This window comes from Actinomadura spongiicola (assembly GCF_003432485.1).
Classification (GTDB): Bacteria; Actinomycetota; Actinomycetes; order Streptosporangiales; family Streptosporangiaceae; genus Spirillospora; species Spirillospora spongiicola.
In genome coordinates this window covers 1-15,298 of the sequence record NZ_QVNQ01000012.1, presented here as the reverse complement: position 1 = coordinate 15,298, position 15,298 = coordinate 1, and the positions used below count along the sequence as shown (strand labels likewise).

Sequence of the window (15,298 nt, the reverse complement as noted above, 5' to 3'; positions counted from 1 at the left end):
GGGGTTGACGCGGTGGGCGTCCATCCTCCATCCTCAAATCTAATAGGAAGGTTTCCTATAAAAAGCTTCCGCACTCCATGTCCGCCCGTCCGTTCGTGGCTACCGAACTCCGAGACCAAGGTCGCCTCCACCCCCCGCCAGGAGGACCGAGTATGCCCGCCAACCTCCGTACCCCCAGAAAACGCACATTCGCGTACGCGGCCGTCGCTGCCGCCGGGATCACCATGGTGACGACCGCTCCCGCGCTGTCCCACGGCTACACCACCGCCCCGATCAGCCGTGCCCTGTTCTGTCAGAAGGGCACCGCGCGGAACTGTGGCGAGATCCAGTACGAACCTTCGAGCGTCGAGGGCCCGAAGGGGTTCCCGCAGCGCGGCCCCCGTGACGGCACGATCTGCGCCGGGGGCGTCGGCCGCTTCAAGCAGCTCGACGACCCGCGCAACGGCCAGTGGCCCACGAACAAGCTCACGAGCGGCCAGTCGTTCACGTTCACCTGGCGTCACGCCGTCCCCCACGCCACCACCTCGTGGCACTACTACGTCACCAAGGACGGCTGGGACCCCACGAAGCCGCTCACGCGCGCCGACCTGGAATCGAAGCCGCTCGGGACCTTCAGCGGCGGTGGCCGGCGTCCGCCGAGCACCCTCTCCCACGAGGTCGCGCTGCCGCCCAAGCAGGGCAGGCACCTTCTGCTCGCGGTGTGGGACATCGCCGACACCGGCAACGCGTTCTACCAGTGCTCCGACGTGGAGTTCAGCTGACACAAGACCACCCTCCGCGGGCCGCGTCGCTCTCCGTCGCCCGCACCTGAGGGACCGGGCGGGACCGCGCTCCCGCCCGGTCCCTCCTTCTTTTTCCGGGCGGTCTCCCCGCAGCGTCCGTCCGTCTCGCCCGGTGCGCGTCGACGAGCCCGGCACTCCCCCGTCGCGCCACCTGGACGCCCAGGAGATCGCCCATCGGCGCGGCGCGAAACATGGCGCCGGTGGACGCCATGTATGAGGATGAGCGAAACGGGTCATGGACCCTTCGAGGGCCCAACCAGCCGGTCACCGTCCGCGCGAGGAGTGCCATGCTCAACCTGTCCGTGCTGCTGGAGGACGCCGCCAGGGAAACACCCGACCGTGAAGCGGTCGTCTTCGGCGACATCCGGCTGCCCTACTCGTTCATCGACTCGGTCGCGAACCAGGTCGCGAACCTGCTGCGGGATCGCGGTGTCCGGCCCGGCGACAAGGTGGCCCTGTCCTGCCCCAACCTGCCGTACTTCCCGATGGTGTACTTCGGGGCGCTGAAGGCGGGCGCGGTGGTCGTTCCGCTGAACGTGCTGCTCAAGCCGCGGGAGGTCGCCTACCACCTGAGAGACTCCGACGCGAAGGTTCTGTTCTGCTTCGAGGGGACGCCGGAGCTGCCGCTCGGCGAAATGGGGTATGCCGGTTTCGAGCAGGCCGAGGGCTGCGAGCACTTCGTCCTGCTGCCCGTGAACCCGGCGGCGACGGAGTCCCCGATCGAAGGGGCGGAGTTGTTCTGGGCGGCGCTCGGCGGCCGGCCGAACACGTTCGAGACGGTGCAGACCGAGCCGAACGACACCGCCGTCATCATCTACACCAGCGGGACGACCGGGCAGCCGAAGGGCGCCGAGCTGACGCACCACAACCTCCTGCTGAACGCCATGGTGGACGACACGCTCTTCTACCGGACGCTGCACGACACGATGCTGGCGACGTTGCCGCTGTTCCACATCTTCGGGCAGACCTGCGTGATGAACGTGGGGTTCTACCGTCACGCGACGCTCGTCATGCAGGCCAGGTTCGACGCCGAGCAGGCCGTCGAGCTGATGGTCAAGGAGAAGGTGAGCGTCTTCGCGGGCGTCCCGACGATGTACTGGGGGCTCCTGACCCACGCCACCTCCGACGAGGACATCGCGACGATCCGGGAGAACCTGCGGGTCGCGGTGTCGGGCGGCTCGGCGATGCCGATGGAGGTCCTCAAAGGGATCAAGCGGAAGTTCGACGTGGACGTCCTGGAGGGTTACGGGCTGTCGGAGACGTCGCCGGTGGCGTCGTTCAACCGTCCGGACCGTCCGACCAAGCCCGGGTCGATCGGCCTGCCCGTCTGGGGCGTCGAGATGAAGCTGATCGACGAGGAGTGGAAGGAGATCGAGGGCGAGGGGCCCGGCGAGATCGCGATCCGCGGGCACAACATCATGAAGGGCTACCACGGCCGCCCCGACGCGACCGCGGACGCGATCAGGGACGGCTGGTTCCGCACCGGTGATGTGGCCCGCCGCGACGAGGACGGCTACTACTTCATCATCGACCGCTCCAAGGACATGATCATCCGGGGCGGGTACAACGTGTATCCGCGGGAGCTGGAAGAGGTCCTGATGACCCATCCGGACGTGTCGCTGGCCGCGGTCGTGGGCGTCGGGCACCCGTCCCTCGGCGAGGAGATCAAGGCGTACGTGATCCGGACGCCGGACGCGACCGTCACCGAGGACGACCTGGTCGCGTGGGGCAGGGAGCAGTTCGCGAGCTACAAGTACCCGCGGATCGTCGAGTTCCGGGACGAGCTGCCCATGACCGCCACCGGCAAGATCCTCAAACGCGAACTGCGCTGAGCGGTACGGGGCGGGCTGGTGCCCCGTCCCGCGGCCTTCTTCGCGAGGGACCCCTCCGCGGGCGTCGCCTGCGCTGTGCGGCGCGGGCGGGGCACCGCCGCGGCGTTCGCTTCGCGGAAGTCCTCCGCGCGGGCCCTGCGTCCTGGTCGGGTGGCCGGGCTCAGAACGTGTACGGCAGGCGTTTGATGCCGTTGAGGAAGCTGGACTCCAGCCGATCGGGCTCGCCGGTGGCGCGGATGCCGGGCGTCCGGCGGAACAGTTCGCGGAACACCACGGTGATCTCGCGCCGGGCCAGATGCGCGCCGAGGCAGAAGTGCGGCCCCGGCCCGCCGAACCCCACGTGCGGGTTCGGGTCGCGGAGGATGTCGAACCGCTCCGGGTCGGTGAAGACGGACTCGTCCCGGTTCGCGGACCAGTAGTAGAGGAGGAGCTTGTCGCCCTCCTTGATCTCGTGTTCGTTGAGCATGGTGTCGCGGGTGGCGGTGCGCCGCATCCAGATCACCGGCGACACGTACCGCACGATCTCCTCGACGGCGCCGGGCATCCGGGCCTCGAAGTCCTCGGTGAGCAGGGCGCGCTGGTCGGGATGGCGGGTGAACAGGTCGAGGCCGTGCGCGATGGCGTTGCGGGTGGTCTCGTTACCGGCGACGACCAGCAGGATGAAGAACGACCCGAGTTCCTGGTCGGTCAGCGACTCGCCGTCGATGTTGGCGTTCACGAGGGCGGAGGTCAGGTCGTCGGTGGGGGCGACGCGGCGTTGCCGTCCGAGTTCCTCGACCAGGCCCTTGAGGGTCTCGCCCGCGCCGAGGAGCGCCAGCCCCATCTGCTCCGGGTCGTCGGACGGGATGAACTCGCTGTCGTTGCCCGCGAGGATGATGTTGGTGGAGTCGAAGACGGTCTGGTAGTGCTCCGGGGCGATCCCCATCATGTCGCAGATGATCTTTAAGGGCAGCCGGGCCGCGATGTCGGCGACGAAGTCGCCCGTGCCCTCGCCCGCCGTGACACGGTCGATGATCTCGGCGGCGACGGTCTCGACCTGGTCCTGGAACCGCTGGATCATCCGCGGGGAGAACGCCCGGGACACGATCCGCCTGATCTTCGCGTGCCGCGGATCGTCCATGCTGATCATCGAGCCGAAGTACTCGTGCAGGTCACCGGGCATGTCCCAGATGCTGGTGGCTCCCTTGCCGGAGCAGAAGTCCTGCGGCCGCCGGGACGCCTCGAGAAGGTCGGCGTGCCGGGTCACCGCGTAGTAGCCGGGGCCCTGCGGCACGAAGGTGACGTCGGGTTCCTCGAAGAGCACCAGCTGGGGGTGTTCGCGCAGGGCCTTGAACGCCTCCTGCCGGTGGTCGTGCGGGCTCCTCCAGAACTCCCAGTCCGTCAGGTTGATGTCGTCGACCTTCAGCACCGCGTCCGCCCCCTCGTCGCTTCCCACCCGAGTTCGGTTTACAGGCAGCCTCTCAAAGTAAACCGGCGTGCGCGCACCGATCACCCGAGTGACCCGCATCACACTACGCACGGTGCGCCCGCGGGGTAGCGTGCGCGACGGACCGAGGAGGCGGCATGGGTGACATCACCACCGGAACGGTCACGGCGAACGGGCTGCGGTTCGGCGTTCTCACGGCGGGCCCGGCGGACGGACCGCTCGCGCTCCTCCTGCACGGCTTCCCCGATTCGGCGCACACGTGGCGGCATCTCATGCCCGATCTGGCCGCCGCCGGATACCGCGCCGTCGCGCCGTTCCTGCGCGGTTACGCGCCGACGTCCGTCCCCGGCGACGGCGACTACCGGTGCGACACCCTCGCCGCCGACGCCGTCGCCTTACACGAGGCCCTCGGCGGCGGCCCCGACGCCGTCCTCATCGGCCACGACTGGGGCGCCCTCGCCGCCTACGGCGCGGCGGATCTCGCTCCCGGACGGTGGCGCAGGGCCGTCGCGATGTCCGTGCCGCCGCTCCCCGTGACCGCCGCGACGTTCCTCGACTACCAGCAGACCAAGCGGTCGTTCTACGTCTTCCTCTTCCAGACCCCGCTCGCCGAGGCGGTCGTCGACCGCGCGTTCGTCGAAGGGCTGTGGCGCGACTGGTCCCCGTCCGGCGACCACACGCCGGACGTGGATCACGCCATGGACTGCCTAGCCGCACCCGCCAACGTGGCCGCCGCGATCGGCTACTACCGCGCGATGTTCAACGCCTCGTTCCGTCCGTCCGAGTCCCCGACCGGGGCCGGGCAGGTGCCCGTCCTGTATCTGCACGGCTCCGAGGACGGCTGCCTGGGCGCGGACGTGGTGGCGCCCGGCGGCGACCTCGGCGGCGTCCTCGCGGCGCTTCCCCCCGGCTCCCGCGCCCACCTGGTGACCGGCGCGGGGCACTTCCTCCAGCTCGACCGTCCCACCGAGGTGAACGGTCATGTCCTCGGCTGGCTGGAGTGACTCAGGCGCCGAACGGCGGAGCCTGCGACGGCTCCAGATCCGGTCGGACGCGGACGAACCGGACGGCGTGTCGCCAGCGTCCCCGTTCGACGGCCGCGTCCGCGCTGATCTCCACGACCGTCTCCGGCTCCGTCCGGACGTAGCGGATCGGCGGATGCGACCCGTACACGCCGCCCGCGAGCCCCGCGGGCAGTTCCGCGGGCCACGGATGATCGGGTCCGGCGTGCCGCAGCAGGTCGCCGAGCGCGGCGCGCGCCCCGGGCGGCAGCGGCGTCGTCCGCGCCACGACCCGGAGTCGGCCGTCGGCGTCGTAGCGGCCGAGGATCAGCGACTCGGGGGCCTGCCGGGTCCCGGTGACACCGCCGACGATCGCCTCGGTCGTGACGCGGCGCTTCACCTTCCGCCAGCGGCGCCGTCCCTCCAGGTACGGGCCGTCGGCGTCCTTGACGACAAGGCCCTCCACCCCTTGGACGGCGAGCGCGTCGAACCAGACCATCGCCTCCTCCACCTCGGAGGTCTGCGGGGTGAGGACGACCCGAGCGGACGACTCGCCGCCGCCGAGCAGGGCCTCCAGGATCGAGCGGCGTTCACGCAGCGGGCGGGGCCGCAGGTCCTCGCCCCCGTGTTCGAGGACGTCGAACACCACGTAGTGGCACGGTTCCGTCCTGGCGAGTTCGGCGCGGCGCCGTCCGGCGACGTGGCGGCGTTGCAGCGCGCCGAAGTCGAGGCGTCCGTCCGTCCCCCAGCGGATGATCTCGCCGTCGACGACCGTTCCGGGGGCGAGCCGCTCACGGACGGCCGCCACGATCTCGGGGAACCCGTCGTCCAGGCGGGTCCGGCGGCGGGACGACAGCCGGACGGCACCGCCGTCGTCCACGATCGCGATCGCCCGGAAACCGTCGAACTTCGGCTCGTACCGGCAGCCGCCCGGGCACGACCGCGGCGGCGGGATCCGGTCGATGGCCGCGGCCAGCATCGGCCTCACCGGGGACCGGATGTGCATGGCCTCGCGTCCCCCCGAACTCGACGGTCCTGAGCAACGCCTACCCCCGTTCACCTGCGGCGATATCCCGGCAGTACGAATGTTGACCCGGGGTTGGGCACCCTGGGGCCCGCGACGCCGACGAGCCGACCGGATGCCCGGTCGGCTCGTCATGGTTCGCGGACGACTACAAGGTCACGATCCCCAGTCGGGACGCAGCGGCATGTGGCTCGAACCGTCGGCGTCCAGTTTGACGCCCAGCGTCTGGTGGAGCTGGATCCAGTTCTGGTTGAAGCCGAGCACACAGCCCGCCATGTACACACGCCACACCCGGGCGGTGCCGTCACCGACCTCGGCGACGGCGTCGTCCCAGCGCTCGTCGAGGTTCCTGCACCAACCGGTCAACGTGCGGGCGTAGTGCTCGCGCAGGTTCTCCTGGTGGCGGATCTCGAACCCGGCGTCGTTCATCTTCATCTGGATGAAACCGGGGCCTTCGAGCTCACCGTCCGGGAACACGTACCGGTTGATGAACCCGTTCTCCTTACGGGGCGGCGCCAGGTTGTCCGGACGGGTGATGGTGTGGTTCAGCATCCGCCCGCCCGTCCTCAGCTTCCCGTACAGGAACGAGAAATAGGACGGCAGGTTCTGCTTGCCGATGTGCTCGGTGAGGCCGATGGAGCTGACCGCGTCGAAACCGGACTCGGTCACATCCCGGTAGTCCAGATGACGGACCTCCGCCAGGTCGGACAGCCCCCGGTCGGCGATCGCCTTCTGCGCCCACTCCGCCTGCTGCTTCGACAGTGTGACGCCGAGCGCCTTGACGCCGTACTCCCGCGCGGCGTGCATCACCATGCCGCCCCAGCCGCAGCCCACGTCCAGCAGCCGCATCCCCGGCCTCAGCGCGAGCTTCCTCGCCACGAGGTCGTGCTTGTGGAACTGCGCCTCCTCCAGCGTCGCGTCCTCTCGGGGGTAGCACGCGCACGTGTAGGCCATGGACGGGCCGAGCACCCACTCGTAGAAGGTGTTGGACACGTCGTAGTGGTGCGAGATCGCCTTCGCGTCACGCTTCTTGGAGTGCCGCAGCCACGACGGGATGCGGCTGAACGGCGCCTCCTGCGGCGGAGGGTCCAGCCGACGCGTCACCGCGCCGCGCAGCAGCGGATCACGCATCACCGTGCGGAGGATCCGCGCCTTGTCGCGCGGTGTCACCTCCCCGAGGATCTGCTGCATCGTGGTCAACGCCGCGATCATGTCGCCGTCGATGTCGATCATGCCTGTGACGTAGGCGCGTGCCAGGCCCAGCGCCCCCGGCGAGTGCAGCAGGTACGACACCGCGTACGGCGAACGGACGTCGACCCGGATGTCGGCGCCGGGTGACCCCGCCCGGGACCCGTCGTAGGCCGTGAACTCCACTGGCGCCGCAGCCCCGGCGAGCTGCTCGAAGACCCTGGCCAGCGTCATGGTGATCCCTCCTGTCTCTTCACCCGCCCGGGACGGCGAAGGTCGCCGCTCCCGTCCGGGCAATCCCCCGATGCGGCCGCCTGGTCAGCGTCCGCGCACGCACTTGTCGTAGAGGTCCAGCAGCCGCCCGCCGGGGTCGTAACTCCCCTTGAGCCGCCGGTAGGTCTCCCCGTCGTAGTTCCGCCAGAACTCGTCCCTGCTGTAAAAAGCGGTCGAGTACAGGGACTTGTGGCCGTCAAGGGCCGCGACCTTACGCTCGATGAGCCGGTTGTGGTACTCGGGGATCTGCCCGGGTGGAAGCCGCACCGTCCCCCAGAAGCCCACGTTCACATACGTCCGTCCCGTCTCCAGCGGGTAGAGCGGCCACCGCTCCTTCGCGCGCAACGGGCACAGCCAGACCGGGCTCATGCCGACCTTGTCATGGAAGAACTCCAGGAACTCCGGCAGCCGCTCGACCGGCACCTCGATGTCCTGGATGACGTCCTCGCGTGGCCGCTGCCCCCGCCACCGGTCCACGCGCGCCACGATGTGGTACCGCCGGTCGTAGGTGACGAGCCTGCGGTAGACGTCCGACCGCTTGTACTTGTCGGGCCACAGCCGCCGGACGGTCGGGTTCTGGACGCCGAACGCGCCCGAGCACCAGAACCAGTCGGTGTCCCAGCGCCACAGGTAGTCGCGGATCGTCAGGAAGTCGACCGACCGCTGCCGGATCGACCGGTAGTAGATCTTCTGCCCGGTGTAGTCGGACGTGTAGGGCGCCGATTCCGCGAAGAAACCGAGCGTGATGTACTGCTCGTCGGCGCCGAAGACCGTGCCGTCCATGAAGTCGACGTTCTCGCCCTCGAACGTCCCCGACTCGGTGATCTCGCCCATCACGCGGGACAACTCCGCCGCGTCCCGGAACCGCAGATGCCGCAGCCGGACATACGGACTGACCGGCCTGAGTTCGATCTTCAGCCGGAGCGTGTACCCGAGAGTCCCGTACGAGTTGGGAAAGCCGTAGAACAGATCGGCGTGCTCGTTGTCACGCGTCGCGGTGACGATCCGGCCGTCTCCGGTGAGGACCTCCATCTCCAGGACGGCCTCGTGCGGGAGCCCGTCCCGGAACGACGTCGACTCGATCCCCAGCCCCGTGACCGCCCCGCCCAGCGTGATGGTCTTCAACTGCGGGACGACCGTCGGCATGAGGCCGTGCGGAAGCGTCGCGTCCACCAGCGCCTCATAGGTCGTCATGCCCTGGACCTGCGCCGTCCGCTCCTCCGGATCGACGCCCAGCACCTTGTCGAACCCGGACACGTCCAGGCCGGGCGCCTCCGAGGGGTCGCGCCAGCGGAACAGGTTCGAGGTCCGCTTGGCCAACCGCACCGGCGTGCCCGCCGGAATCGCCTCGTAGGACCTTCGAAGCGCCTCCACCGCGCGCTCGTGACCGCCCTCGACCGCAAGCTCCGTCATCTACCCCTCCCGGACACAGTTAATCGATCATCCCATGGACGGTCCATACGACTCGGACGTTAGGGGAGTCACAGGTAGGAAGGGGAATAAGGCCACAGGCACATACATCGGTGTCGTTTCATCTCCCGGAGGCGACGCGACCGCAGGAAGGCGGCCACGCTCAACTTTCCCCGATGTCCCACCTCGACAAACCAGCCTCACCGCCCCCACCCCACCAGCCCCCCACCTCGAACACAACACCATGAGAACCCGGCAGTCTCAAGGGAGCCCCGACAACGCGACCACCAGCCACACCACCACATGCCACAACCCCAACCACAACACCACTGGAAGCCCCACCGCACTTACACACTCCCACCCACCACCACCAACCGCAGCACGCCCACAGGCCATCCCCAAACCAGACGCCCCGGCCCCAAGCACACCACCCCTAGAGCCCGCCGCGCCACCGAAACACGATCCATGCAGAACAAGATCCGCAACCAAAACCCTCTGCACCTCGACCACACCACCACACGCCACCGACACCCGAGCACAGCATCACTCGAATCCTCAGCGTGCTCACAAACGACCGCTCACGCGACCGCACAGCAACATTTCGACCGGGCTCGGGTCTGGTGTTGCCGCATCGCGGCGGGCTAGCCGTGAGGCCCGGTACGACACGCGCGGTGTACCCGAGCCATGACACGCGGGCGCGTGTCTCATCCGCTGATGCCGGGGCGCGGCTCCTTCACCAGGCGCAGGATCCACGGGTAGCGGAACGTGCGGCCCGCCAGGGCGTGGAACGCCGCGATGATCGACAGGATCCACGTCACCGCGTACAGCAGTCCGCCGACCCCGAACGTGACGATCGTGATCAGCAGCAGCGTCACGTGGAGGTTCACGGCCTCCGCCGCCTGCCGCCGGACGTACTCCGACCGTTTGCCGCTCACCAGCATCAGCACCAGCGGCCCGACGAACAGGGTCGGGACCGCCACGGCGTGCGCCGCCGCCGCGAGCATCCGGTCCTCACCCGTCGGCGCCTCGTCGACCGCACCGAACCGGGGCGCGGAAGCCAGGTCCGCGGTGATGACGGCGAGGTCGCCACGCGTCTTGGCCGTCATCGCCAGTTGCATGCGCGTGTCGAACTCGTCGTGCTCCAGCCTGCCATCGGCGTACGCGTCTTGAAGGCGTTCGACGACTCCGTCCCGTTCGGCGTCCGAGACCCTCAGATCTCCTACCGCGTAACTGCTGTTCATGCCTTCCATCCTCGGCGCCGCCGGCGCGCCCGACCATCAGGGAAGACCCTGAGGCTCCCCTGAGTTCCGCCGGACGAACTCCTGCCCGGGTTCGAGGCGCCCTCCGAACAGCTCCGTCACCGTCACGAACACGTACCCCTCGGCCGCCAACCGGTCGATGATCTTCGGGACGGCTCGTACGGTCGTGCGGTGGATGTCGTGCATCAGCACGATGTCGCCCGGCTTCACCGCCTTCAGCACCCGGCGCTCGACGTCTCCGGTGTCGCGGTGCTCCCAGTCCAAGGGGTCCACCGACCACATCACCTGCGCCAGGCCCATCCGCCGCGTGATCCCGGCCAGCCGCTCGGACGTCGACCCGTACGGCGGACGCAGGAGCACGGGCGTCACACCGGACGCCCGCCGGATCGCGTCCTGCGTCTTCGTCAGCTCGGAGCGCACGTCTTCCTTGGACGCGGCCCCGAGGTCGGCATGCGTGTAGCTGTGGTCGGCGAGCTCGTGCCCGGCCTCATGCTCACGCCGCACCAGGTCCGGGTGCTTGGCGACGTTCTCCCCTATCAGGAAGAACGTCGCCTTCACTTTGCGGGCGGCGAGGATGTCCAGCAGCTCACTCGTGCTCTCCGCAGGACCGTCGTCGAACGTCAGCGCCACGCATTTCGCGCGGGCACAGTCCGGGGGCGGTGGCTTCGGCTTCGGCTTCGGAGCGGGCTTCGGCGGAGGGTCCTCGCTCCGCGTCGCGGCGAGGAGCTCGACCGGTGCGGCGCTCTGTCCCAGCGTGCTCAGCCAACCGCAGATCGCGGCCGCGAGCACCGCGGCGGCCCCCCTCCGGACCACGTTCGGCCCGTCCATCAACACCCCCGCTGCCGATCCCCCCTGAGCGGCCAGTCTAGGGCTCGGCCCCCACGCCGCCGGGGACGCCGCAACTGTGTCGGGAACCCGGCACCATCGAACCGTCGTTATCGTCTACACCACGACCGACCCCGGAACCGATCCGGGGCACAGGACGACAGGGCGGGCAATGAGGTTCCGGGACCGATTCGGTATCCGCAAGAACCGCGGATCAACGGTGACGAGATTCGACCGCGAGGCGACCGATTCCGACATCGAAGCACTGATCGACTTCGCCCGGTCGCGCCGGGGCGTCGAGTTCTTCGTCGAACCGGAGACCTTCGCCACCGACACGACCGCCGTGGCCGTCGCCCACGACGGCGAATGGACCCGCCGCCGCGTCGGCTCCCCCAAGGTCATCGGCAAGGTGGCCCGCGACCTCGGCCTCCCGGTGTACGACGTCCAGATCGTCGGCTACCCGCCCCGCATGCGCGACTGGAACGCCCGCAACCCCGGCCGCCGCCTCGACCCCGGCACCCCCGGCCAGGCCGTATCCCCCTGATCATCTCCACCGATCTCCGAAATCCGATTCTGCATGCGCGTCACGCAAGCAGCGTCTCCTTGTCGAGTCGCGCACCGATCGTGGCGCTGACGAAGTCGCCGTCTGTTTTTCCGAAGACAGGCACCACGTACAGCAGCCCGGCCGCGTTGAGGACGACCGCGCCGAGGCCCGCGATGCCCGCGCCCCCATGACGTGGAGGCATCGGTCTCCACATCGTCCTGGCGTCTACGACAGGCCTCAGGCGTCACCACGCCGAAGACGATCCACCACAGGCCGTGGCTCACAACCCGGCGTAGTGCTTGGGGGGGCTTGGTATTGGGGTGTCAGCATGCTTTTCGGTCGTTGTAGGCGGTGGCGAGTTCGTCGGGGGTCATGCGCAGGCGGAGTCTTGCTGGGGGGACTCCGGCGTTGATCACTTCGCGGAGGATGAGGGCCAGGGAGTAGCCGGGGTCGATGTCCAGGGCGCGTTCCAGGGACACGTTGGCGAGGCCACCGTCGCCCGCGGCGTAGGCGGCGAAGGCGAGCAGGGAGGCGGGGGCGGGCACGTACGGTTCTTCCACGCGGCGCACGATGTCGCGCCAGAAGGCGATGTCGGCGGCGGGGGACTCCTCGTCGATGCGGACCCAGGCCTCGTCGCGGAGGCGCAGGTCGGTGAGCAGGACGCCGAGGCGGGCGGCCTCGTCGTCGGTCGGGCGGGTTCCGGTGTGGGCGCGGGCGAGGACGGTCGTGATGAAGGTGATGGCCTCGTGGGTGGTGTCGGGGCGGGTGCGGGAGCGTCTTTCGGCGCGGTCGGTGGCGCGGCGCATGGAGGCGCGGACGGGGCCGTCGAAGGGCTGGACGGTGCGGGCGAGTTCGGCGCGATCGGCGAGGGCTACCTGGCCCGCGAAGGTGGCCTGGGCGGCGACGACGGTGGCGGAGCTGTCGTAGGGAACGCCTTCGGCGGGGCAACAGTCGTCGTCGCAGGTCAGGGACCACCAGCGGCCGTCGGCGACGCGGACGGCCTCGGCGGCGGGAACGCCCGCGGCGTCCAGGGCGGCGCTGAGGGCGGCCACGGATTCGCGGACCTCGCCGTCGGGGCCGTAGCCGAGGAGGAGCGAACGGCGGAAGCCGTTGCCGGCGAGGAGCGCCGCGACCCGATCGGCGGCGCCGGACGACGGCAGGTCGAGCCGGACGGCGCAGGTGCCGTGGACGGCGTTGTCGAAGCCGATCACGACGAGGCTGCGGGACGGATGGAACCCCAGCAGGTACGGAACGGCGGCGATGGCGTCTTCAGCGGTGCGGATTACCAGAGGAGTCATGTTCCCGACACTCTCAGTCACACGCTCACGTCCAACGCCTCCTTGCTGATTGTGGATAACTCCGCGCGGGACGCGGGTGTCCGTCGCGGGCTGTAGCGTTGTGCGACGTGCCCGCCCCTGATCTGTTGAGCGACAGCGATACCCGTATTCCCGACATGGCGACGCTGCTCAGCACGGCCGTGTCCGCCATCGGCGGGGCGGAGCGTCCCGGGCAGGTGACGATGGCGCGGGCGGTGGAGAAGGCGATCACGTCCGGGGAGCATGTCGCCGCGCAGGCCGGTACCGGCACCGGCAAGTCGCTGGCGTATCTCGTCCCGGCGATCCGGCACGCGGTGGAGAAGCAGACGACGGTCGTCGTCTCGACGGCGACGATCGCGTTGCAGCGTCAGCTCGTCGACCGTGACCTGCCGCGGCTCGCGGAGACGCTCGGGCCGCTGCTCGGGACGGAGCTGAGGTTCGCGATCCTCAAGGGCCGCCGTAACTATCTGTGCCTGCACCGGGTGCAGACCGGTGTGCCGGAGGAGGACGAAGGGCCGAGCCTGTTCGATCCGCAGCAGCTTTCCACGCTCGGACGGCAGGTGAAACGGCTGAACGAATGGGCCGAGGAAACCAAGACGGGCGACCGTGACGAGTTGGTGCCGGGGGTGAGCGAGCAGGCGTGGCGGCACGTCGCCGTCACCGCCAGGGAGTGCCTGGGCGCGCAGCGCTGCCCGCACGGCACCGTGTGCTTCTCCGAACTGGCCCGCGCGGAGGCGGGTGACGCGCACATCGTCGTCACCAACCACGCGTTGCTCGCTATCGACGCGTTGGAGGAGTTCCAGGTTCTCCCGGAACACGACGTGGTGATCGTGGACGAGGCGCATGAGCTCGTCGACCGGGTCACGTCGGTGGCCACCGGTGATCTGAGCGCGGCCGCCGTCGAGATGGCGGCCCGCCGGTGCGGTCGGCTCATCGAGGAGGCCACCGCCGACCGGTTGAAGGAGGCCGCGGAGGGCCTCGGGCTCCTGTTGGAGGATCTGCCCGCCGGGCGCATGGACGTCCTGCCCCCCGCCCTGGGCAACGCCCTCGCGGCCGTCCGGGACGCCGCGCACGCGTGTGTCACGGCGCTCGGGCCGGAGAAGAAGGACGCGGACCCGGGTGACATGGCGGCGCGGAAGGCGGCCCGGTCGTCCCTGGAGGAACTGCACGTCACGGCCGTCCGGACGCTGGAGGCGTTCCAACCGGCGATGGCCGAGCGTTTCGACGTGGTGTGGTTGGAGAAACCGTTCGTCCAGGACGGGCGGCCCAAGCGTCCACCGGCACTGCACGTCGCGCCGATCGGGGTCGGCGGGCTGCTGCGGACGACGCTGTTCGAGCAACGCACCGCCATCCTGACATCGGCGACGCTGACGCTCGGCGGGTCATTCGAACCGCTCGCCCGCCAATGGGGCCTGCCGCCGCTGGACGAGAGCGCCTCAGGGGACGCGAAGACGGCGGCCGAGGGCCTGGCCCGAACCGCGACGGAGAAGGGCGAAGAGGTCGAGGTCGCCTGGTCGGGGTTGGACGTGGGGTCGCCCTTCGACCATCCGAAGGCGGGCATCCTGTACGTCGCGCGGCATCTGCCGCAACCAGGACGGGACGGACTCCCCGACGCGTACCTGACGGAGATCACCGAGCTGATCGAGGCGGCGGGCGGCCGCACCCTCGGCCTGTTCTCGTCGATGCGGGCCGCCCGGCAGGCCGCCGACGAACTCAAGGACCACCTGTCGCATCCGCTGCTGTGCCAGGGCGACGACTCGACGTCCCTGCTGGTCAAACAGTTCGCCGAGGACGAGCGGACGTGCCTGTTCGGCACCCTGTCGCTGTGGCAGGGCGTGGACGTCCCCGGACCGTCGCTGCAACTCGTCATCATGGACCGCATCCCGTTCCCCCGCCCCGACGACCCGGTGTCGTCCGCGCGGTCACGGGCGGTCGCGGCACGCGGCGGCAACGGCTTCATGGCGGTCGCCGCGACGCACGCCGCGCTACTCCTCGCGCAGGGCGCCGGACGGCTACTGCGGTCCATGGACGACCGGGGCGTCGTCGCCGTCCTCGACCCGCGGCTCGCCACGGCACGGTACGGCGGCTTCCTCAAGAGCACGCTGCCGCCGTTCTGGGCCACGACCGACCCGGACGTCGTCCGCGGCGCGCTCCGCCGCCTCGACGCTGTGTCTACTCAGGATCGGCCCACTTCGCTCGCCTAGCTGTACTGCCCCGTGAGGTTGGTGACGCGGCTGGCGGGTGGTTGGCCGCCCAGTGCGGTGTGTCCGCGGTGATGGTTGTAGATGTGCAGCCAGGGCGCAAGGGCTTGGCGGCGTTGGGTTTCTGAGTGGTAGGGCCGGGCGTAGGCCCATTCTTGGAGCAGGGTGCGGTGGAAGCGTTCGACCTTGCCGTTGGTTTGGGGCCGGTAGGGGCGGG

General features: G+C 69.6%; 14 protein-coding genes. 5 read left to right on the top strand and 9 right to left on the bottom strand.

Features of this window, described 5'->3' with window-relative positions:
* Window positions 1-152: 152 nt before the first annotated feature.
* Both D0T12_RS30370 and D0T12_RS30365 read left to right on the top strand, forming a co-directional pair.
* Window positions 153-761 carry a lytic polysaccharide monooxygenase auxiliary activity family 9 protein gene (locus tag D0T12_RS30370; protein ID WP_117403973.1) on the top strand — a complete coding sequence of 203 codons (609 nt, stop codon included), beginning with the start codon at window positions 153-155 and terminating at the stop codon, window positions 759-761.
* A gap of 308 nt (window positions 762-1,069) precedes the next feature.
* On the top strand, window positions 1,070-2,614 hold the full coding sequence (locus D0T12_RS30365) for a long-chain-fatty-acid--CoA ligase (protein WP_117403971.1): 1,545 nt from the start codon (window positions 1,070-1,072) through the stop codon (window positions 2,612-2,614).
* A 160-nt stretch (window positions 2,615-2,774) separates the two neighbouring features.
* On the opposite strand, the gene D0T12_RS30360 is transcribed toward D0T12_RS30365, so the two are convergent.
* Window positions 2,775-4,049 carry a cytochrome P450 gene (locus D0T12_RS30360; RefSeq protein WP_233526375.1) on the bottom strand — a complete coding sequence of 425 codons (1,275 nt, stop codon included), beginning with the start codon at window positions 4,047-4,049 and terminating at the stop codon, window positions 2,775-2,777.
* A 128-nt stretch (window positions 4,050-4,177) separates the two neighbouring features.
* Between D0T12_RS30360 and D0T12_RS30355 the strand changes: the two genes are divergently transcribed.
* Window positions 4,178-5,044: an alpha/beta fold hydrolase gene (locus D0T12_RS30355; RefSeq protein WP_117403967.1), complete on the top strand. Its 867-nt coding sequence runs from the start codon at window positions 4,178-4,180 to the stop codon at window positions 5,042-5,044.
* A gap of 1 nt (window position 5,045) precedes the next feature.
* On the opposite strand, the gene D0T12_RS30350 is transcribed toward D0T12_RS30355, so the two are convergent.
* The 5 genes from D0T12_RS30350 to D0T12_RS30330 form a co-directional block, all read right to left on the bottom strand.
* Window positions 5,046-6,047, bottom strand: coding sequence for an ATP-dependent DNA ligase (locus D0T12_RS30350; protein ID WP_233526374.1), 1,002 nt, complete (start codon window positions 6,045-6,047; stop codon window positions 5,046-5,048).
* Window positions 6,048-6,221: 174 nt separating this feature from the next.
* Window positions 6,222-7,487, bottom strand: a complete 1,266-nt coding sequence (locus tag D0T12_RS30345) for a class I SAM-dependent methyltransferase (protein ID WP_117403965.1) — start codon at window positions 7,485-7,487, stop codon at window positions 6,222-6,224.
* Window positions 7,488-7,571: 84 nt separating this feature from the next.
* Window positions 7,572-8,939, bottom strand: a complete 1,368-nt coding sequence (locus tag D0T12_RS30340; protein ID WP_117403963.1) for an FAD-binding oxidoreductase — start codon at window positions 8,937-8,939, stop codon at window positions 7,572-7,574.
* A 701-nt stretch (window positions 8,940-9,640) separates the two neighbouring features.
* Complete coding sequence (locus tag D0T12_RS30335) at window positions 9,641-10,177, bottom strand: DUF1707 and DUF4870 domain-containing protein (protein WP_233526373.1); 537 nt, start codon at window positions 10,175-10,177, stop codon at window positions 9,641-9,643.
* A gap of 36 nt (window positions 10,178-10,213) precedes the next feature.
* The gene (locus tag D0T12_RS30330; protein WP_233526372.1) at window positions 10,214-11,008 is read right to left on the bottom strand and encodes a polysaccharide deacetylase family protein; all 795 of its coding nucleotides are present in this window, start codon (window positions 11,006-11,008) and stop codon (window positions 10,214-10,216) included.
* 184 nt (window positions 11,009-11,192) lie between these two features.
* On the opposite strand from D0T12_RS30330, the gene D0T12_RS30325 reads away from it, so the two are divergent.
* Window positions 11,193-11,564, top strand: coding sequence for a hypothetical protein (locus tag D0T12_RS30325; RefSeq protein ID WP_117403957.1), 372 nt, complete (start codon window positions 11,193-11,195; stop codon window positions 11,562-11,564).
* Between the two features lie 40 nt (window positions 11,565-11,604).
* Here D0T12_RS30325 and D0T12_RS35645 read toward each other — a convergent pair whose 3' ends face one another.
* A complete protein-coding gene (locus D0T12_RS35645; protein ID WP_158581682.1) occupies window positions 11,605-11,766 on the bottom strand; it encodes a hypothetical protein in 162 nt (53 codons plus the stop codon).
* A 121-nt stretch (window positions 11,767-11,887) separates the two neighbouring features.
* On the bottom strand, window positions 11,888-12,862 hold the full coding sequence (locus D0T12_RS30320; RefSeq protein WP_117403955.1) for a DUF4192 domain-containing protein: 975 nt from the start codon (window positions 12,860-12,862) through the stop codon (window positions 11,888-11,890).
* 155 nt (window positions 12,863-13,017) lie between these two features.
* On the opposite strand from D0T12_RS30320, the gene D0T12_RS30315 reads away from it, so the two are divergent.
* Window positions 13,018-15,084, top strand: coding sequence for an ATP-dependent DNA helicase (locus D0T12_RS30315; RefSeq protein WP_325050856.1), 2,067 nt, complete (start codon window positions 13,018-13,020; stop codon window positions 15,082-15,084).
* On the opposite strand, the gene D0T12_RS30310 is transcribed toward D0T12_RS30315, so the two are convergent.
* A partial coding sequence (locus tag D0T12_RS30310; RefSeq protein WP_147339688.1) for an integrase core domain-containing protein occupies window positions 15,081-15,298 on the bottom strand: 218 nt, incomplete at its 5' end. The genes D0T12_RS30315 and D0T12_RS30310 overlap by 4 nt on opposite strands.